The organism is Streptococcus sp. HMSC078H03, assembly GCF_001808655.1.
Classification (GTDB): domain Bacteria; phylum Bacillota; class Bacilli; order Lactobacillales; family Streptococcaceae; genus Streptococcus; species Streptococcus salivarius_G.
In genome coordinates this window covers 49,255-68,660 of sequence record NZ_KV794116.1, presented here as the reverse complement: position 1 = coordinate 68,660, position 19,406 = coordinate 49,255, and the positions used below count along the sequence as shown (strand labels likewise).

Below are 19,406 nucleotides of genomic sequence, written 5' to 3'. Positions count from 1 at the left end.
GAGGGCTATTATACGCCCCTAAATGTCATCTTTCAAGTCTTAACCATCACTTGCCTGCTCTAAAACCCATTTTCTGACCTGAGAAATGAAGTATAGAGATCCCGTAATCACATAAAGTTTCTTATTGTCAGTCGTCACATGTCCTTTAATCCATGTTTTGAAGTCTGGTACCTGATTATAAGCCTCTGGGTATTTATCTAATTTAACACTATTTGGATAGTCAAAACTCGTTACAGTCAAGTCACCAACCGATTTTAGTTGGGCAAGCATGCCATCAATAGGCTTGGTGTCAATCGCCGCAAAGAGAAGTTCAATCTCCTTATCTGCATATTCTGATTGCAACAAGTCAATCAAAACTTTAACACTCTCATTATTATGAGCACCATCAATCATGAGATTAGGTCTTAAAAATTCTGTTCGACCTCGCCAATTGGCATGAGCCAGTGCATCCTTTATGAGTTCAGGCGTTACTTTAGGATAATCTTTTTGAAGCAATAAAGAAGCCATGATAGCCAAGCTAGCATTTGCTACTTGGTGTTGACCGGCCATAGCCAAGGCTATATCATCTAACCTTTGCTCTCCATAGGTAAAATCAAAGGAAAGGCTTGACCCTTCAGCTGTGAAATCTCTCCCCAGCTCATAGGTCTTAGAACCTTCTTCTCGCGCCTTCTTCTCGAAAACATCTCGAACATCAGTACGGTCAGTCGCATAAATAAAGGGAGCCTCATTCTTCAAAACACCAGCCTTCTCAGCAGCAATTTCAGCATGGGTATTTCCCAAAATAGCCTGATGATCCAAACCAATCGATGGACACAGGACTGCCAAGGGCTTAAAGAGATTAGTCGAATCATGAAGACCACCCATTCCAGCTTCAATGAATGCGATATCAACAGGATGGACCTGACCAAAATAGAGGAACATCAAAACTGTGATAATTTCAAACTCTGTCGCATTTTCATGCTCTGTCTCTTTTGGCAGCCGTTCAACCACAGGCTTCACTCGATTAACCAGGTCAAGTAAGTCCTCTTCTGAAATCATCTGACCGTTAAGAGAAATTCGTTCCTTGAAGTCAATAATATAGGGTGAAGTAAAGGTTCCAACCTCATAACCCGCTTGGGTGAAAATGGTTTGGAGGGCATTGACTGTAGACCCTTTGCCGTTTGTTCCCACGATATGCACAGCCTTGAGATTATCTTGTGGATTTCCCAACTCTTTAAGCATCCAAGCCATACGCTCCAAGCCAGGCTTGATGCCAAATTTTAATTGTCCATGAATCCAATCCAACGCTTCCTGATAAGTCATAATTACTCCTTTTTTGGCTAATGCTTCAACTTAGTCATTAAGCTGACCTCTAAACTAGATTTCTAGTTTTTCCCTGAGCTTAATGCTTTGACGCTCTTATTATACCAAAGACTCCTAGGTATAACCAAAATATGCAAAAAAGGCAACCCTAGGGTCACCTCTTAAGCTTTCTCTTTTTCGTCAATAACAAGACGAACTTTTTTACCTTGAGTAGGTACCGAATAGACAATCGCTCTTATCGCCGTAATAGTACGTCCTTTTTTCCCGATAACGCGCCCAATATCGGCTGGGGCAAGGTCAAGATGGTACTCCAAAAACTCAGGACCGTCAATAATTTTGATGGTCAACTGATCTGGTGAAGCAATTAAAGGTTTAACGATAGCGATAATAAGATTTTCAATGGTATCCATAGGCTAAAAAATTATTTTGAGAATTTTGATTCGTGGAATTTCTTCATAACGCCTTCTTTTGAAAGGATGTTACGAACTGTATCTGAAGGTTGTGCACCTTTAGACAACCACTCAAGAACACGTTCTTCTTTAAGTGTTACTTGGTTTTCTTCAACGAGTGGGTTGTAAGTACCAACTGTTTCGATGAAACGTCCATCACGTGGAGCACGTGAATCTGCAACGTTAATACGGTAGAAAGGTTTTTTCTTAGAACCCATACGAGTCAAACGGATTTTTACTGCCATTTTTAATATCTCTTTTCTTTAGTTTTTTATTATGGTGGGGGCACTTATCGCCCCTCGACCTTAACTAGTATACCATATCATTTTTATGTGTCAAGAAAAAAACTTGACAGACTTAAAATTTCTACAAAAAAAGTTAGAGTCAAACTCTAACTTCCTTTTCGACTATTTCTTAGTTGTAGTCTTGTGATTTTTTTCATAAGCTACCTTTGCTTCAGCATATTCAGCTTCTAAACCCTTAGCCGCTGCTTTTGATACTTTCTCATAAGTATCACGACTGGTCAATTTGCCATCCTCGTTGTAAGTAGAAACAACCAAGGTATCTTTATTTACAGTATAAGACTTGGTGCGTTTCCCTTTACGGTAGAGTCGGTAGTTATCTACGTTATCCGAAATATAGTAATCTACTAGATTCTTATCTGCATTTGGATAAAGTTGCGAGACAACTTTAGTCAACTCACGCTTAAATTCTGAAACTTCCTTAGTATAGGTGATCGATTTATTCCACTGATCAACAACTTGATATTCCTTCAAATAATCTGAAGCTGTAAAAGTAGGCTGATCCTCCTCACCTTTTTTATAAAAGTAAGAATGTGTTTGTAAATTATTAGACTGATCAACTTTAAGGAAAGAGACATAAATTTCATCTTTATCTTCATGTTCTTTCAGAGCATTGGTTAACTTTCCAGAATTTTCGTCCAAGACCTTAGACGATTTTAATTCCCAAGTCCCCTCAATATTCCCCGAAGCATTACGCCAAAAACCGTATACTCCACCAACAAGCAACATCAAAACAACAGCAACAAGACTAGAAATCAAGGCTCCTTTGCCCCAATTTTTGGTCTTTTGCGATTTTTGATTAGCGTTTTGAATCGTTTCGAGAAGACGAACCTGACTTTCCAATCTCTTTTCTAGTTTGGCAACTGTCTGTTCTTCCTTAGATTTAGCTTTAGCAGCTAATTTTTCAGCCTTTTTCTTATCACGAGCAGCTTGACGAGCAATCTTCTTAGCTGCTTTTTCTTCCTTATGATCAAGTTTTGTCAAATCTTCAGACAATCCAAGATGCTGTGCTTGGTTACTGAAAACTGGAATAGATTGATTAGGCTCACTCGAGGTATTAACAGAATGATTTCCTGCATCTGGACGGGTTGGCGCATAACTTGCTAAACGCTCCTTAGCCTCTGCAACACGTTTTCGTTGTTCCTCTTCTTTTTGAATATCCTCAGCCTGACGGCCCGACTGAATGGTTCTTACTTGACCAACAGTCTCTTGAGATAGGGCCTTTCTCTTTTCTTGGGCCGCATTTGCCATAGCCTCTTGCGCGTTGTCACGCTCTTTCTGAGACTGGGCTAGTGCTCTGGCAGTTGCGGTTCCTTCTTCAAACTGTTGGTCAGCTGATGATTCTCCTTGATCAGCTACTTGGTGAGCCTCTGCACCTTCAGAGAGAACAAACTCTCCTCGTTCCAAGGCTTCTTTAAAGTCGATTGGTCTTGGTTTTCGGCCATTCACAGCCTCAAAGTACTCTAACCATTCGTCTTTCAACATAATAAATCCCCCTGAATTAAAAAACACATGATTAACTTCCCTATTTTACCATACTTTTTAACATAAAAATAGGGATTGACAAGAATTCTAAAAATTCTTATTAAATCCCCATTAATCTTCTTTTGGTGTAATAGACAATAATTGGACAAAACGGTGTTGTGCTGATTCCGTTTCAAGCGTGACATTATCATATCTAAAGAGAATCTCTTCGATATTTGCCAAGCCCAATCCTCGACCTGTTCCTTTTGTTGAAAATCCTCTTTGTTTCAAAGGAGCCACATCAATAGAAGCTTCCTTAGTTGAATTCTCAACAACAATAACAGATTGATTTTCCATCTTAAAGATAGCGATAGATAATTTTGGTTCATCTGCTAATACAGTAGCTTCAATAGCATTATCACAAAGAATGGATATGATTGTAATCAAGTCGAGTGGACGCATATCTGTGAAGAAGACCCCCTCTTCAACCTCCACATGGCATTGAATACCTTTATCAAAAGCCTCAGCCACTTTAGATGATAAAAGACTCTTAAGTGGCATATTGGTCACACGAGTTAATTTTGCCAAATCAAACTTTTGCTGCTTCAAATCTGATGCCGAATCTTTCAAGACACTATCATAAATCATCTTGATTTGATCGATGTCTTTCATCTGGATGGCTTCATTAAGCGAAATCATAACATTAGTATAGTCGTGACGGAAACTGCGTAGCGTTTCGTAAAGACTTTCGACCTGCTCAGAATACTTCTCTAAATCATCCAAGTGACGTCGATTTTCTTTTCTACGCTCATTTTCAAAGAATTCATCTGCATATTTATTAACCTTATAAACAGCATAAAAAATAGCTACAAACCCCACTAAGGTTATCACATGTCCAGCATAGTACAAGGCAAAAAATCGCGAGGCCACGACGACAGAATAGTTCAAAATCACATAGCCAATCAAGATAAAGTTAGTGAAAAACATAATCCGACCAAATTTACGATCTCGCTCTAAGACCCTCAAATATTTAAAATCAATGTTAAGGAGCTTGGATAGAGCGACAAATGTTGGAATAATTAAAAGGTCAAAGAAAATGAAATAAAGATAACTTCTGTTTAGAAAATCCGATGTGATGCCGAACCCTGGCATCAGGAAGTAGGCATAACCATTAAAAATCAACAGATAGAGAACTAGAGGATAGAAGGCATAAAAAGCCAACATATTGGTGGTTCTTTCCTTGCCGTAGAAATAAGCATAGAAAAGAAGATAGAAGGGTGTCATAAAGGACAAACCGACATTATATGACATCCCCAGTATTCCCCCTATACATTCAACCAGGAACGCAATAGGAAGGATCATACGTGGTACCTTGACCAAGCTGGTCTTTTCGTAGATCCACTGTATGACAATGAAATGCAAAAGATATTCTAATGCAATTTGCAAATTGAGCATCATTTAATGGTTAGCCACCTCCTTCTAGTCATCTCTAAATATACAGCAAAAAGCCATAACACTATTCTATCACAATTCCTGATAATAGATGAGATAAAATTAAATCATTATCTCGAATTTCAGAAAACTTTCAATAATGATTAGAGAAGAAGGGGAAAATCTAAGACCTAACGATTTTTCAAACGTTCCAAAAGTTCCTTTTTACGTGTCCGCGATAGGAGGCATGACTCGTTTTCCTCAAAGAAGACCATATTAGCTGTACGATCCACACTTGTCACATTATTCACATTGACAACAAAAGAGCGGTGTGTTTGGAAGAAAATATCATCCAATTTTGCTACTTCTGCAATTTTCCCATAGAATTCCACTAGGTTTGACTTGGTATGAGCGATTAACTTATGTGGCACAGGGGCTGTCTCAATGTATAAAATGTCATCATAAGGAATATTAACATCATTTTTATCCGTTTTAACAGTTAGACTCTGTGCCTTGGTTTCTTGCTCAACCTGTGAATAAGCAAAATCTAAAAGTTCTACTAAGGCTCTCTTAAGATCCACATCTTCCATGGATTTATCGACAAAGTCTAGAGCTTGAATCTTATAACGGAAGGTCAAGGGCATAAACTCCGAGTAAGCTGTAACAAAAGCAATTTGTGCTTTCAAGTCTTCCTTACGGATTTCAAGCCCAATATCTAGTCCCTGCTTAGTTTGATTTTTAAGGTCAATATCCAAAAGATAAACCATGGATTTACCCGAACCTCTATCAGCATCTAACAATTCCTGACCCTGTTCATAAAAAGTAATCCCATCAACAACGGCCTTCGACTCCTCAACTGCTTCGTCCAATAAACGACCAACACGATGACGCTGCAAGGCATCATCTTCAAGGACGATAATAGAAAGCATCTTATTTCCCTCTTTCTTTCTAATATACTTTAATATACCTATCTAATATTTTATCATAATTAATCGGATAATATTCCTTTTTTCACAGCATAAAGTCTTTTTATCTCACCTAATTTCATTTATAAAACAATTGTTATCCCATTGTCACTTTATATTCATTTTTAGGTGTTATCATGAGAACTGTTTTTGTTTTAAATTAAAAAGGAGAAAGTTATGTTACATTCTTTTAAAACGCAAGGGACTAAGACAAAGACCTTGTTGACCCTTGCAACTGTCGGTATAATTAGTGCTTTTCTTGTAGGAAGTCCTCAGTATGCCTCTGCGGATCAAACCTATGTTTCAGATCCTAACCAGGCTCAAACATTTTCCGAACTTGAAACAGGTACAACTACAAATACCATCGCTCAAACAGGTGTTTCTACTGAAACACCTACTACTGTGACTACTATATCACATACCTCTGTGGATGATTTTCATACACATGAAAATGACTATGAACAAACTCCCACAAACACTCCAACTTTTGAGGAATTGAAACAAAATAGTCAAACAGCTAGCAGTACTGTCGACAGCCAGACTGGAATCAAAACCTATGAGACTAGAATTCCGACAAATACAGATAGCAATCATAAGGCTGTAGAAAACCAGTCTGAACCAAAGACCGAAACTGTCGCTCAAGCACAAACCTGGTCAAAAGATGGTGCCACATGGGTTTCAACAGAAATTAATAATGGTAATGTTCATAAGATTCTATCTACTTATATTCCAAAACCATTAACACCTTCTACAAAACCAACGACAACAGCTACACCAAAATCTAAACAATCAACTCCTGCTGTTAGTCAACCTAAAAAACCAGCCACAGTTGCTAACAAACCTACAACATCTACAACTCAACCTAAGAAACCAACGACTGTTGTAAACAAACCAGCGACTTCTACAACGACACAACCTAAGAAGCCAACAACGACTGTCACTAAACCGACAGCTCCTAAAGCCACTCCTATCCAACCTGCTAAACCAGTGGACCGAATTGCTCAAGTATGGCAAAAGAATAACGAACTCGTAAAAGAGAATTACGATACTCCTCACTGGTCAAGCAAGGAAGCGACAGTTTTCATCAATGCTAAAAATCCTGAAATCGTGAATGCCTACAAACAGGCTATCACTTCTTGGAATAACACTGGTGCCTTTAATTTCTTGCTCACTAACGATAAACAAAAAGCCAACATCATTGCTGATGAACGTTATGAAGGTAATGTGGCAGCTCCTCTTGGAGTTACCTACTCTACTTACTACCTCCCAACTAAGCAATATAGTAATGCTACTGTTTACTTGAACACCTTCCATGTTCAAAACAATTATTACCAAAAGAACGGTGGGAAACTCCTTAACACTGCGCAACACGAATTAGGACACTCAATTGGACTTGAACACAACAGTGCCGTTGCCTCTGTAATGGAACCTAAAGGTGGTAAGACAAGTATCCAACCTGTTGATATTAACAATGTTAAGAAACTCTATAGCAAGATTTAAGTTCTTACACCATCACTACAAATATAAGCAGACCTATCAGGTCCTGCTTTTTTTATACAAGTGAGATGACCATTCAAGACCAGAAAATGACTGTTCACGATTTTTTCTTACATATTTTAGAATTATGTAAAGTTTTCTTCATTTTTTTTGGTAAAATAGAAAATGTAAAGAGAGACCGGATGAGTTAGAAAACTCAACTTTGTTAGTTTTTGCTCATTATTCTCATAAGCAGAATAAAAATAGTCTAGGAACCCTTCTTAACATTTATACCTATCTTCCCCAAACACTTTTCCCCCATTCCTAGATTTCCAGATCTCTCCTAATAAAGAACGTCTAGCAACAGCAGCTAGGCGTTTTTTAGTGTAGTTAAAGGACATAGTCATCGATATTATCCCAGTAGATTTGTAAACACTCAGAAAAATTTTCACAAAATTACCATTCAGGACCAGAAAATGACTGTTCATGATTTTTTTACAAATTTAAAAAATATGTAAGTTTTCTCTGAATTTTTTTGGTACAATAGATAATGTAAAGAGAGACCTAATGAGTTATAGATAAGTATTCTATTATTTAAAACTTATTGTTCTCATAAACGTTTTCTAAATAGTCTAGGAACCCTTCTTAACATTTATACCTATCTTCCCCAAACACTTTTCCCCATTCCTAGATTATCAGATCTCTCACAAGAAAATCGTCTAGCTCACCCGGCTAGGCCTTTTTTCTTTTTCCATACTTTTGCTATAATAGAGTCATACCGTTTGAAAGGAACTCATAAAATGACTATAGATCAGCAACTTCTTTGCTACAAACGTTTACCAAACTGGACAGCTACAACACTGCCAGAAATGGTAACGCAAAAACACAATACTAAGGTGGGAACTTGGGCTAAATTGACCATTCTATCAGGATCTCTTCACTTCTACGAATTAGATGAAGAGGGGGAGGTTACTGCAGAGCACCTCTTTACCCCCGAGACAGAGATTCCTTTTGTTGAACCACAAGCTTGGCATCGCATCGCTGCTGCATCAGATGATTTGGAATGCTATCTTTCTTTTTACTGTAAACCTGAGGACTACATGGCTAAAAAGTATGATACTAAAGCCCACTCTGAGGTTCTTGAAGCAGTCCAATCTGGCCATATCAAACCTGGTCGCACCCTTGACCTAGGCTGTGGTCACGGTCGTAACGCTCTTTATTTGGCATCTCTTGGGCATGATGTTACAGCCGTTGATGTTAATAACGAAGCTACACAACGCATCCAAATGATTGCAGATGAGGAAAATTACAATGTTAGAGCTGGCTACTACGATATCAATGCTGCTGCTCTTCCTGAGTCTGAGACCTTTGATTTCATCCTCTCAACAGTCGTCTTTATGTTCCTTGATCCCGATCAAATTCCGGCTATTATCAAGAATATGCAAGAGCGTACTGTTGTCGGTGGTTACAACCTAATTGTTTGTGCCATGGACACTGAGGAGCACCCTTGTACCATGCCTTTCTCATTTACTTTTGAAGAAGGTGAGTTGAAAAACTACTATAGTGACTGGGAATTAGTCAAGTATAACGAAAATCTTGGTCACCTTCACCGTTTGGATGAATATGGCAATCCCATCGCCCTTCAATTTGCAACCATGTTAGCTAAGAAGGTTAAATAAGAGCGAATGGCTGTAAAAGAGTTGAGCACAGCTTGACTTGTCTTCAAATTAAAAACTAGGATTCCAACCGAATTCCTAGTTTTTAATTGTTTACAATGTCTGCATATCCTGATTTAAGGTCAGCATTTTCCGTTTCTTTGACATAATACACGCCACCATTAGTAGTTGGTGAATAAAGAACAAAGGGAGTCCCATCTTTTTTAATGGTAAAGAAATAACGGTGAACAGATACATTTTCCCATCTCTCGTATACCGAAACAATGGTATACTCCGAATTGCTATTACCATTTGCAGCATAAGTAGCATCCACAGTCTGGTTATGATCCGACATCCAACGGATAGGCAAGGAAGAGGCTTCATTGGTAATTTCTTTGTATCCTGGCTGATTCATCTGATTGCCCCAAGAAACCATCAAACTAGCAAGGCGACTAGCTTTGTCATTGGTCCAACGTGGATTTTCAGTATAGGCTTCCTTAGCATGGTTAGCGTCAGGTGTATCAATACTTGCACTGCTAGATTCACTCGTCTTCGCATTTTCGATTGATGACGTACTTGGCTTGGCATTAGCCTTATCTGTCGATGAGAATATCGAGCTAGCCACTGTGGCAGACGACCTAGTCTGTTTGACGTTCTTCATTGAACTAGAGACTAGAGTCAAGCCAATGCCAACGACGATCGCTACTAGAGCCCCCAGAAGAATATAAATATAATTATAATTTTTCGAGATTCCAATAAGGCCAGACTGATAAGCTAATTGTAGTTCATCGGGTTTCGGTTTACGCCCCTGAACTTGCTCAAAACGACTTATCCATTCTGCTTCTGACAGCTTTCGCATAATTTTCCTCTTCTCTTTATCATTTCACCTTTCATCCTATCATAGAACAGGGATGATGACAATAGTAGAGAGAACTTGAGGCTTACCTTCAACCTATTATCCTTTATTTTCAAAATAACGACGAACAATCGGCGCCACTTCTTCACCATAAAGTTTAATAGCCTTTAGAACAGCCTCATGTGGCATAGAACCAATTGGGAGATGAAGCATGAAGCGATCTAGCTGTAAATCCTCAATAATACGAATGATTTTTTGAGCGACGTGAGCGGGGTCCCCAACGAACATGGCTCCGTTTGGTCCAACACTAGCATAGTACTGCTTTTTAGTCATTTCAGACCAATGTGGGCGATCCTTAGCAATGTTATCCACCGTTTGTTTCGTTGGATAAAAATAATTTTCTATCGCTTGGAAATTATTTTCTTCAATCCATCCCCAAGAATGAGCAGACAATTCAATTTCTTCAACGAGCTCTCGAATACGTTGGTCATGAGAGATAGATTTTCCAGTCGATTCTAGGAGGGTTGTTTCTCCAAAAGTTGAAATGCCAAGTTCAATCGTCATAAATCTTTCCTCCAGTAATTCTTTTATTTGTTATGAGAATACATTATAACTAGTTAGTGATAATTACAAATAAAAAAACCTAAGACTCTATTTTCCAAGAAAAACTAATAGGGTTAGGCAGAAAAGTAAAACTAAAACACCCACAACTAGTAGGAGACTAATCTTATAGCCTAGGGGATTTTTGGGATTTAAACCAGTTCCAAGGCCATACCTACGGAGGACAAATAAGGGTTCTGAAGGAGACTGATTAAGGTTGTAGCCTAAGAGGTACTTTAAATAAAGCAGGAAGAAGAAACTCATCCCCGGAAAAATAACAAGAGGAAGCACTAGCCCCTGTGACCACCAAATCATGATTGTAAGAAAGACTTGTATCAACAAGAGCACCCAAAACAAGTAATAAATGTACGATTGCTTTTTCATTAATATGTACCTCTCAATCTAAGATTAGTATACTCCTCCTAGCTTCCCTTATCAAACCCATAACTCGCCTGACACCTTATTTTCTGCTACAATAGAAAGGAAAGATTCAAAAAAGGAAACTGTACACATGAAATTAATTTCTTGGAATATTGATTCCCTAAACGCCGCTCTTACTAGTGATTCTGCACGCGCTCAATTATCACGTGCTGTTATCGACACTTTAGTCGCCGAAAATGCAGATATCATTGCTATTCAAGAGACAAAACTGTCTGCCAAAGGTCCGACTAAAAAGCATTTGCAAATCTTGGAAGACTACTTCCCTGACTATGACAATACTTGGCGTTCATCTGTTGAACCTGCCCGTAAAGGTTATGCTGGAACCATGTTCTTGTATAAAAAAGAACTGAATCCAGTCATTACCTATCCTGAAATCGGAGCACCTTCAACCATGGACTGTGAAGGGCGTATCATAACTCTCGAATTTGGCAATTTCTTTGTGACACAGGTCTACACACCAAATGCTGGTGATGGCCTCAAACGTCTACTTGAACGTCAAATATGGGATGAAAAATATGCGGATTACCTAGCTGAATTGGACGCTCAGAAACCCGTTCTTGCGACTGGTGACTATAATGTTGCCCACAAGGAAATCGACTTGGCTAACCCTTCAAGTAATCGTCGTTCACCTGGTTTTACAGATGAAGAACGTGCTGGCTTCACTAACCTCCTTGCCAAAGGATTCACAGATACCTACCGTCACCTCAATGGCGACGTTACAGGAGCCTACACTTGGTGGGCTCAACGTAGCAAAACATCTAAAATCAACAATACAGGCTGGAGAATCGACTACTGGTTGACTTCAAATCGTATTGCCGATAAGGTTACAAAGTCAGACATGATTGACTCTGGGGATCGCCAAGACCACACACCTATTGTCTTAGAGATTGATTTATAAAGTATCTCTAGACATAAATCACAAAAAGAGTAGACCTGCTACTCTTTTACTATGTCCAATTAAGGAGAAATTATGAAAACCAAACTTAATACCACTCAAAAACTTGTTCTGTCAGCTATAATGATGGCCCTTTATATCGCTATTCTCTTTGCTTCACAAGCCGTTTCCTTTGGTGCGGTTCAGATGCGTCTGGCCACTGCTTTATATGGATTAACTTATATCTTTCCATTTTTGGTATTCCCTATCAGCATAGCCAATGCTATTGGTAACTCTTTTGGCGGATTGGGATTGATTGACGTGGTTGGTGGTTTCTGTGCTAGCTTTTTAACAACTGGTAGCATCTACCTCATCCGTAAAGCTAAGTTATCTAGCTGGTTCATCATCCTTCCAATCCTACTCGTTCCTGCCTTAGTGGTACCAATCTGGCTTAGTGCCTTGCTCAAACTTCCTTATTTTGCTCTCGTTATTAATCTCCTCTTAGGACAATTAGTGCCTGCGATTTTGGGAGCAGTCCTGGTACGAGAGCTAGCTAAACGTGGATATAAAGACTAACAAAAACAAAAATATCTCTGCAATGTGCAGAGATATTTTTTTAGTAATGATATGCTTTCTTGTAAGCTTCTCTTGGTGTCAGTTTATCACCAGAAATAAGCAAACGGTAGTCAACATTAGTAGGATCTTTCTGATACTCATCAACCCAATCTTGATTCATTTCGAGGTAAAGATTATAGGTTCCCAACTTAGTCGAAACAGTACCTATCTTGTAAAAATCTTTATAACGCTTTTGGTTATCTGTTTTTTTCAATTTTTCATATCGATAATAGGTTCTGGCAAAGTCAGTGAACTGGTATTCTTTCTTATCTTTTCCAGAGCCAGTTGTGACTTCAATGGTGCCCTTGTTATTTGTTAAATGTAAATCATAATCATAGTCATTGTGACTATTCACTTGGAAGACACCTGAAGTGATATCACTGTCATCAGAGAATGTCTGAATATCAGCGAACTTAGCAGCCTGCCAAGAAGCAGGGACTCCTTCATACTCACCATCGCTTTGCAAGCCTAAAAGTGACCAATAATGACCAAGATAGAAGGTATTAGACTTATCACGATCTGTCACCAGTTCACCTACCATCTTAAGGTTTTCAGCACCTAGACGGTAAGGGTTAGAAAGGTAACCAAAGACTGGGAAGAAATAAATGATGACTGTAAAGGTCAAGAGAGTCTTCATATTAATCTTATTGATAGCCCAGAAGAAATAGGCAGCTGAGAACAATAGAGCGTAAGCAGCACCATAGCTAAACTTATGCGCATGGGCAATCAAAAGCAAAATGAAGAAAATAGGTTGGATAGGACGAACCTTATGATAGATGATAGAGAAAACATCCTCCTTGTCTTCCTCAGATTTGAAAATCAAGGACAAGACAATAGTCAAGAGTACAAAGAAGGCGCCAAACCCGAAACCAACATCATTTGGACGGAAGAAGTAAGCCAAGATGGACATGTCCATTACCAATAGCCAGACAGATGCAAATTTGACCATGTTGTTACCAAATTTTGCAGCTGTTTGACTTGGTGCCTTCAAAGGTACTTCGAAGGCTTGTGCAAGTGCTCTTTCTTTGGCTTGGCGTTCGGCCTCTATTGCCGCTTTCATTTCCTTAGTACGGCGTTCCTTTTGAAACAAATGGGCAACCTTGGTCGGTTCATCTTGTCTCGACTTGGTAATGCTCAAAAAGAGCAAATATTGCATAGCAAAGATGAGAGCTGTGTTCCCACCGTATTCTAGGAAGGAACCATCCCAAATACTAGAAACAACTGCAAAAACGATATAACCTCCAATTGAGATTAAAACCGTCAAAAGCAAATGAATCCAACGATAGCGGTAAGTGTATTTATCAGTTGTATCTCGTCTCAAAAACGTGTCACGTGGGTAAAGATACCAAATAACGAAGATAAGTTCAATGGCCTGAACTGCTGTTAGAAAACCAACATAGTTGAAGCCAAAAACGGCTGCTACCACATTGATGAGATAGGAAATAATAGCCAAAACTCGCAGACTGGTGCGCTTAGACAAGAGTCCAATACTCATCAGGGTGATAGTTGAGAAGGCAGAAAAACCAGCGCCCATCTTATTATCAAAGATAAACACATTGACAAAGGCAAAAATCAAGATTCCTAGAAGAGTTAAGACTTGTTTTTGCATTTCTTTTTTCTTTTCTTTCATATTTTCCCTCCTTATGAAAATGATAACGCTTCCGTATTCCTATTTTAACACAATTATACTATTTTTGTCAGATTTAAAAAGACATTCGGATAATCGAATGCCTTTTTCATTAATTATCCATTGCTTCAATCTTAAGGAAAACAAAATCTCCATCAAAGCGTTGAATATACTTTTGAAAGCCTAATAAACTAAAGGTTTCAATCTCATAACGAACCTGATCAACACCATCACTAGCGCTTTCCTCTAGCAGTTTAAGTTTTGGAATATCGGATTCCAAGACATCACGGTAAAGTCCTTTATACTCAAAGGTAATTCGAGCCCACTCATTACCAGAAAGCATTGAGAAAGCCTGATAACGCACCTGCTCATCTGTAATAAGACGGGCTTCTTGTTCTGGACTTAACGTGAAAGCCAAATCATTTTCAGATTTGTGAATGGTTTGAAAACGATCAACACGGAAATAACGGATTTCAGAGAACTGATAATCACAAGTAAAGTTATCATCCAGTTTGTATGAAATACAGTAGAAATAATGGTTATCAAAAATGACTGAAATTGGAAAAACCTTATATTCCTCCACTTTTTCTCCTGGCTTACGGTAACTAAAAGACAAAGGACGTTGGTCCACAATGGCATCGAAAATGGCTGAAATAGCTGGTAAGAGTGACTTATCTTGATCCTGATAAATCTTAAGTTCTTGATAACTATCTAGTTCTAGCTCAGTCAATCGCTTGATACGTCTGCGCTCCTTGTCGTCTACAGCCCTCTCAACAAAGATGTTGATAATTTCTGCTACTTCATCCTTTCGAAGGGCACGACTCTCTAAAAGAATCTTAGATAGGATAACTGCCTGATTGTATTTAAGGTTACCATAGCCCTGTTCATACTGGGCATGATAGGAACCGTATTTTCTGGAATACTTAACCTTCATATTTGGACGTAACTCAGTCAAATTTTCCTTGAGTTCACTCACGTCCTCTTTAAGTGTACGCTCACTTATGCCAAAGCGAGCTAGGTAGTCCGTTTTTGAAATGTCATTTCCCTTTTCTAATTCGGACATAAAATACAAGAGACGTTTGGTTTTTGATGCTGTCATTATAAAATCCCCCTTTATAATCAAACCCCTTATTACTAAAAAATTGCTGTTTAGTTATTCATTATCATAGATAGTCATCCCTAGTAGCAACGAGCCACAGAATTATAGCTCAAATAATAGTCCTTTTTCTTTTCGTTATACTCAAAAGATAGTCTTAACAATTGTGCTTTCTCAATAGGACTATTCTGATCAGTGTAATCAAGATCAACTGACTTATGTATGATTCCTGATGAATGGACGTTGATACTTCTCCAGGACCTTTTTGCCTGAGAATGTTCCCTCACTACCTCAAACAAGGATGTTGCTGGACCCAGATAGTCTTGGTCTTTAGTACGTAAGCTATTTATCTGCTCTTCCGTCCAATTACTGCTATAGTTATCAACCTCAGTGACGCCATCAAGTGGATAAGTCGCTGTTCCACCATCATAGACAAAGCGTCCCTTTTCATCCTTCACAAAAGAGAGATCACTATACTCATTGCCATCTCCACGGTCATATCTCACCTTGAGACCACTAGACTCCATCTCGACATAATTGCCCTTACCATGACTTTTAATAATCGAACGTAAGGTATCAGCCTTGGGTTTCAGATTTTCAAAATCTTCTTCCGTCCAGTTATAAATCGCAGACTCATCTTCGTAGTCTTTGAGATCATCGCTATCAGGTTTATCCTCATCAAGATCTGACTGAGATACCTGCTGAATCAACCTGTATTTTTTCATAGCCCCTCGATAGACAGAACCACCTAAAGTGGCAAAGAAGGATAGCACAATCAAGCCAACCACGATTGCGGTGAAGAGAAATCTACCTAGCTTCTGTCCCATTCTAAAGAGAATGATAGCAAGGACAAAACATGCCACAATTACAGCCCGATACACAATTATCGGCTTATACTTCCAAGATAACAAGACTGAGCCCCAGCTCACACTTAAGAGTATCAGTGGTAGAGCAAGAGTCAAAAAGAAATGTCGCTTCTCAGCTTTTTCCTCCTGAAAAGCAGATTCAAACTCTGGTCCTTTATTACTAAAAGCCGACTCGAAAGCCTGATCACCATTCTTTAGATGATCATCACTTAAATAATCTTCGTTCTCTTTATTAAACCTCTACTCCTCTAAATATTCTATATAACAATTTCCCAGTTTTTTCTATTGTAACAAATGAAAGCGTTATTTTCTACAAATATACTAAAAAAGCAACCTATCTTAGGTTGCTTAAAGGTTTAACATTAGTCATTCTCAATTTTTTCAGCTTCTGTACTGAATTTTTGTGCGATGGCTTCAAGAGCTAATTCATCTGTATCTGGAAGAGTGATGGCATCATCAGAAATCTCATCAATATTTGCATAAAATTCAATATGATTCTTCAGATTTTGGAGATGAATTGGTGCATCACCACCGTATTCGCCATCGAGGTTAATCATCATACGATCATCACTTAAAGGCTCAATATACAGCGAGCTCGTTTTGATATAGGAAATTCTCTTGTCATAGATGTGTTTACCACCTTGGAGAATTTGACGAATGAGGTCAACCAATTCAAAGAGGTTAGCTGTCTTAACCATGATTAGAGTAAATTTACCATCATCCAGTTTAGCATCTGGGGCAATCGTTTCAAAGCCACCAACTGAATTGGTCAAGGCAACGAAAATCATGGAAAGACCACCTTCAAAGACACCCTCGTCATGCGTAACACGAACAGGAACCTTCTTTACCTGTGGCAACAACTCTGCCCCCTTAACAAGGTAGGCCAAATAACCAAGTACTGTCTTTAAGCGACTAGGTACACTATAGGTTAGTTCCGTAAAGGAACCAGCAGCCGCAATATTGATGAAGTATTTGTCATCATAGGCACGGCCAATATCCATCTGAAGGGTCTGATTTTTAGCGATAACCTTGGCTGCTTCAACAGGATTTCCTCTTGGAATCTTCAAGGCGCGTGCAAAGTCATTTGTCGTTCCCGTTGGAATAACCGCCATTTGTGGGCGTTTTTTAAGCGGGGCAACCCCAGAAACAACCTCATTGATTGTACCATCGCCACCAGCAGCAATAACTAAGTCAAAGCCTGCTTTGGCCGCACGAGTGGCCTCATTTTTTGCTGAGTTCTCATCTGGTGTTGTTTGAAAGGCTGACGCTTCAAAGCCAGCACCTTCCAGAATATCCAAGACCTCGGCAACATTTTTTTTCATAATTTCTTGTCCAGATGTTGGATTATAAATTAAGCGGGCACGTTTTTGTTTCATATTGAACTCCTATAAATCCAGCAACCAAGCCTCATCTTTTACTTCAATTCCTAGGCTTTGTGCTTTTTCCAACTTACTTCCGGCATCACTACCAGCAACTACTAAATCTGTTTTCTTAGAGACAGAACCTGTCACCTTAGCACCCAGAGCTTCTAGTTTTGCCTTTGCTTCACTACGTTTAAGATGCTCCAATTTTCCTGTCAAAACAACTGTCTTACCAGATAAGATAGCATCATCTGCCACCTTTTGTCCAAGATAGGACAAATTAACGCCATAGGATTCCAGTTCTTTCATAAGAACTTGAGCCTCCTCCTTAGCAAAATAGCGCTGGATGGACTTGGCAATAACCTCTCCTAAACCATCTACAGCAGCAATAGCCTCGACATCTGCACTGGCTAACTCTTGTATACTTCCAAAAGCTTCTAGCAACTGCTTACTAACTTTGGCGCCAACATGACGAATACCCAAGCCATAGAGCAATTTCTCTGCAGAATTTTCTTTTGATGCTTGAATGGCTGCGTAAAGTTTTTCAGCCGACTTTTCCTTGAAACCTTCCAATTGAAGGAAATCCTGACTGTTCAAGCCATAGATATCAGCCACATCTTTAACCAATTCAGCTTTAAAGAGCTTTTCAACCACTGAAGGTCCCATACCTGCGATGTTCATGGCATCTCGAGAGGCAAAATGAATCAGGCCTTCCTTGATCTGAGCAGGGCAAGAAGGATTGATACAACGTAGGGCAACTTCATCTTCAAAATGTAAAAGACCACTGCCACAAGATGGACATTGAGTCGGTACTTCCATCGGCTCCTGTGTCGTACGCTTACTCTCTACTACACGAAGTACAGCAGGGATAATATCACCAGCTTTGTAGACAATTACGGTATCACCGATACGAATGTCTTTTTCGGCAATGTAATCTACATTATGAAGGGTGGCCCGACTAACCGTTGTCCCCGCTAATTGCACTGGAGTCAAATTAGCAGTCGGCGTTACTACACCCGTACGACCTACCTGCCAGTCCACTGAGAGAAGCTCTGCTTCCTTTTCCTCAGCCGGAAATTTATAAGCAATGGCCCAACGTGGCGCCTTAACTGTAAAACCGAGTTCTTCTTGCATAGCCAAACTATTGACTTTGATGACAACACCATCAATGTCATAGGCCAAGTGATCACGATCTTCTACAACAGCTTGAATAAAGTCCCAAATCTCATCCATCGATGATGTGACAATACGTCGTGGATTAACAGAGAAACCGAGTTCTGCCACTTCATTTAAGACATCATTTTGTGTTAGACGCTCCGTTGGACTAGCTTCCTGATAAAGGAAAGTCGCCAAACGACGCTCTGCAACCACTTTGGTATCTAATTGACGAAGAGTTCCTGCTGCAGCATTACGTGGATTGGCAAATTCGGCCTCACCATTTTCCTGGCGTTGGATGTTGATGCGTTCAAACTCAGCCCGTGGCAGGTAACACTCCCCACGCACCGTAATATTAAGAGGTTGGTCCAACTTCAAAGGAATATCTGAGATACGCTTGACATTTTCAGTGATATTCTCACCTACAGAACCATCACCACGTGTCGCACCTACCTGAAGAATACCATCCACATAGGTCAACGAGATAGAAAGCCCATCGATTTTGAGTTCAGCCATATAATCAGCATTAGGAAATTCGTCCTTAACCCTCTTATCAAAGGCATCTAGCTCTTCTCGTGAAAAAGCATCCTGCAAACTATAAAGCGGATACTCATGTTGATATTTTTCAAAACCATCAAGTACCAGCCCTCCCACACGATGTGTTGGACTATCTGCTTGAACAAGTTCTGGATGTTCAGCCTCCAAAGCTACAAGCTCACGATAAAGCTTATCATACTCGGCATCTGACACTGATGGATTATCTTCCGTATAATACTCTTTTGCATACTGGTTAAGTTTAACAACCAGCTCTTTCATTCGTTTTTCCATAGGAACATTTTAACATAAAAGCAGAAAAAAACGCCTTTACAGA

Annotated in this window: 16 protein-coding genes and 1 pseudogene; 4 read left to right on the top strand and 13 right to left on the bottom strand. The window is 39.3% G+C overall.

All coding sequences use genetic code 11. The annotated features are described in order from the left end of the window. Positions 1–39: 39 nt before the first annotated feature. The 6 genes from HMPREF2607_RS08555 to HMPREF2607_RS08530 all read right to left on the bottom strand — a co-directional run bounded on the left by HMPREF2607_RS08555 (position 40) and on the right by HMPREF2607_RS08530 (position 5,877). Complete coding sequence (locus HMPREF2607_RS08555; protein ID WP_070476700.1) at positions 40–1,302, bottom strand: bifunctional folylpolyglutamate synthase/dihydrofolate synthase; 1,263 nt, start codon at positions 1,300–1,302, stop codon at positions 40–42. Positions 1,303–1,463: 161 nt separating this feature from the next. Then, positions 1,464–1,712, bottom strand: coding sequence for a KH domain-containing protein (locus tag HMPREF2607_RS08550; protein ID WP_002884680.1), 249 nt, complete (start codon positions 1,710–1,712; stop codon positions 1,464–1,466). A gap of 11 nt (positions 1,713–1,723) precedes the next feature. Next, positions 1,724–1,996, bottom strand: a complete 273-nt coding sequence (gene rpsP, locus HMPREF2607_RS08545; RefSeq protein ID WP_002884675.1) for a 30S ribosomal protein S16 — start codon at positions 1,994–1,996, stop codon at positions 1,724–1,726. Positions 1,997–2,158: 162 nt separating this feature from the next. After that, positions 2,159–3,538 (bottom strand): hypothetical protein, encoded by a 1,380-nt coding sequence (locus HMPREF2607_RS08540; RefSeq protein WP_070476698.1) that lies wholly within the window; start codon positions 3,536–3,538, stop codon positions 2,159–2,161. Between the two features lie 111 nt (positions 3,539–3,649). Continuing rightward, positions 3,650–4,828 carry a sensor histidine kinase gene (locus HMPREF2607_RS08535; RefSeq protein WP_070476793.1) on the bottom strand — a complete coding sequence of 393 codons (1,179 nt, stop codon included), beginning with the start codon at positions 4,826–4,828 and terminating at the stop codon, positions 3,650–3,652. Positions 4,829–5,139: 311 nt separating this feature from the next. After that, positions 5,140–5,877 (bottom strand): LytR/AlgR family response regulator transcription factor, encoded by a 738-nt coding sequence (locus HMPREF2607_RS08530; RefSeq protein WP_021143758.1) that lies wholly within the window; start codon positions 5,875–5,877, stop codon positions 5,140–5,142. Between the two features lie 213 nt (positions 5,878–6,090). On the opposite strand from HMPREF2607_RS08530, the gene HMPREF2607_RS08525 reads away from it, so the two are divergent. Both HMPREF2607_RS08525 and tehB read left to right on the top strand, forming a co-directional pair. Beyond that, on the top strand, positions 6,091–7,413 hold the full coding sequence (locus HMPREF2607_RS08525; protein WP_060972227.1) for a matrixin family metalloprotease: 1,323 nt from the start codon (positions 6,091–6,093) through the stop codon (positions 7,411–7,413). A gap of 776 nt (positions 7,414–8,189) precedes the next feature. Continuing rightward, on the top strand, positions 8,190–9,068 hold the full coding sequence (gene tehB / locus HMPREF2607_RS08520) for an SAM-dependent methyltransferase TehB (RefSeq protein WP_014634885.1): 879 nt from the start codon (positions 8,190–8,192) through the stop codon (positions 9,066–9,068). 82 nt (positions 9,069–9,150) lie between these two features. On the opposite strand, the gene HMPREF2607_RS08515 is transcribed toward tehB, so the two are convergent. After that, positions 9,151–9,903 carry a DUF4767 domain-containing protein gene (locus tag HMPREF2607_RS08515; RefSeq protein WP_014634886.1) on the bottom strand — a complete coding sequence of 251 codons (753 nt, stop codon included), beginning with the start codon at positions 9,901–9,903 and terminating at the stop codon, positions 9,151–9,153. Between the two features lie 96 nt (positions 9,904–9,999). Further along, positions 10,000–10,350: pseudogene (locus HMPREF2607_RS08510) on the bottom strand (LLM class flavin-dependent oxidoreductase); the annotation flags it as partial. A 661-nt stretch (positions 10,351–11,011) separates the two neighbouring features. On the opposite strand from HMPREF2607_RS08510, the gene HMPREF2607_RS08500 reads away from it, so the two are divergent. Both HMPREF2607_RS08500 and HMPREF2607_RS08495 read left to right on the top strand, forming a co-directional pair. Then, positions 11,012–11,839, top strand: coding sequence for an exodeoxyribonuclease III (locus HMPREF2607_RS08500; RefSeq protein WP_014634889.1), 828 nt, complete (start codon positions 11,012–11,014; stop codon positions 11,837–11,839). Between the two features lie 72 nt (positions 11,840–11,911). After that, positions 11,912–12,391, top strand: coding sequence for a QueT transporter family protein (locus HMPREF2607_RS08495; RefSeq protein ID WP_064520968.1), 480 nt, complete (start codon positions 11,912–11,914; stop codon positions 12,389–12,391). A 40-nt stretch (positions 12,392–12,431) separates the two neighbouring features. Here HMPREF2607_RS08495 and HMPREF2607_RS08490 read toward each other — a convergent pair whose 3' ends face one another. The 5 genes from HMPREF2607_RS08490 to ligA form a co-directional block, all read right to left on the bottom strand. Next, complete coding sequence (locus HMPREF2607_RS08490) at positions 12,432–14,060, bottom strand: hypothetical protein (RefSeq protein ID WP_021143753.1); 1,629 nt, start codon at positions 14,058–14,060, stop codon at positions 12,432–12,434. Between the two features lie 109 nt (positions 14,061–14,169). Continuing rightward, positions 14,170–15,156, bottom strand: coding sequence for a helix-turn-helix transcriptional regulator (locus HMPREF2607_RS08485; RefSeq protein ID WP_021143752.1), 987 nt, complete (start codon positions 15,154–15,156; stop codon positions 14,170–14,172). Between the two features lie 80 nt (positions 15,157–15,236). Then, complete coding sequence (locus tag HMPREF2607_RS08480; RefSeq protein ID WP_227862308.1) at positions 15,237–15,980, bottom strand: hypothetical protein; 744 nt, start codon at positions 15,978–15,980, stop codon at positions 15,237–15,239. A gap of 401 nt (positions 15,981–16,381) precedes the next feature. Further along, the gene (locus HMPREF2607_RS08475) at positions 16,382–17,395 is read right to left on the bottom strand and encodes a diacylglycerol kinase family lipid kinase (RefSeq protein WP_070476696.1); all 1,014 of its coding nucleotides are present in this window, start codon (positions 17,393–17,395) and stop codon (positions 16,382–16,384) included. A gap of 9 nt (positions 17,396–17,404) precedes the next feature. After that, positions 17,405–19,363 carry an NAD-dependent DNA ligase LigA gene (gene ligA, locus HMPREF2607_RS08470; RefSeq protein ID WP_070476695.1) on the bottom strand — a complete coding sequence of 653 codons (1,959 nt, stop codon included), beginning with the start codon at positions 19,361–19,363 and terminating at the stop codon, positions 17,405–17,407. Positions 19,364–19,406 lie beyond the last annotated feature (43 nt).

What these genes read in the sequence shown, in the direction of transcription:
- HMPREF2607_RS08555 (WP_070476700.1), bottom strand. Translation starts at nt 1,302, where the DNA reads ATGACTTATCAGGAAGCGTTGGATTGGATTCATGGACAATTAAAATTT.
- HMPREF2607_RS08550 (WP_002884680.1), bottom strand. Translation starts at nt 1,712, where the DNA reads ATGGATACCATTGAAAATCTTATTATCGCTATCGTTAAACCTTTAATT.
- rpsP (WP_002884675.1), bottom strand. Translation starts at nt 1,996, where the DNA reads ATGGCAGTAAAAATCCGTTTGACTCGTATGGGTTCTAAGAAAAAACCT.
- HMPREF2607_RS08540 (WP_070476698.1), bottom strand. Translation starts at nt 3,538, where the DNA reads ATGTTGAAAGACGAATGGTTAGAGTACTTTGAGGCTGTGAATGGCCGA.
- HMPREF2607_RS08535 (WP_070476793.1), bottom strand. Translation starts at nt 4,828, where the DNA reads ATGTCATATAATGTCGGTTTGTCCTTTATGACACCCTTCTATCTTCTT.
- HMPREF2607_RS08530 (WP_021143758.1), bottom strand. Translation starts at nt 5,877, where the DNA reads ATGCTTTCTATTATCGTCCTTGAAGATGATGCCTTGCAGCGTCATCGT.
- HMPREF2607_RS08525 (WP_060972227.1), top strand. Translation starts at nt 6,091, where the DNA reads ATGTTACATTCTTTTAAAACGCAAGGGACTAAGACAAAGACCTTGTTG.
- tehB (WP_014634885.1), top strand. Translation starts at nt 8,190, where the DNA reads ATGACTATAGATCAGCAACTTCTTTGCTACAAACGTTTACCAAACTGG.
- HMPREF2607_RS08515 (WP_014634886.1), bottom strand. Translation starts at nt 9,903, where the DNA reads ATGCGAAAGCTGTCAGAAGCAGAATGGATAAGTCGTTTTGAGCAAGTT.
- HMPREF2607_RS08500 (WP_014634889.1), top strand. Translation starts at nt 11,012, where the DNA reads ATGAAATTAATTTCTTGGAATATTGATTCCCTAAACGCCGCTCTTACT.
- HMPREF2607_RS08495 (WP_064520968.1), top strand. Translation starts at nt 11,912, where the DNA reads ATGAAAACCAAACTTAATACCACTCAAAAACTTGTTCTGTCAGCTATA.
- HMPREF2607_RS08490 (WP_021143753.1), bottom strand. Translation starts at nt 14,060, where the DNA reads ATGAAAGAAAAGAAAAAAGAAATGCAAAAACAAGTCTTAACTCTTCTA.
- HMPREF2607_RS08485 (WP_021143752.1), bottom strand. Translation starts at nt 15,156, where the DNA reads ATGACAGCATCAAAAACCAAACGTCTCTTGTATTTTATGTCCGAATTA.
- HMPREF2607_RS08480 (WP_227862308.1), bottom strand. Translation starts at nt 15,980, where the DNA reads ATGGGACAGAAGCTAGGTAGATTTCTCTTCACCGCAATCGTGGTTGGC.
- HMPREF2607_RS08475 (WP_070476696.1), bottom strand. Translation starts at nt 17,395, where the DNA reads ATGAAACAAAAACGTGCCCGCTTAATTTATAATCCAACATCTGGACAA.
- ligA (WP_070476695.1), bottom strand. Translation starts at nt 19,363, where the DNA reads ATGGAAAAACGAATGAAAGAGCTGGTTGTTAAACTTAACCAGTATGCA.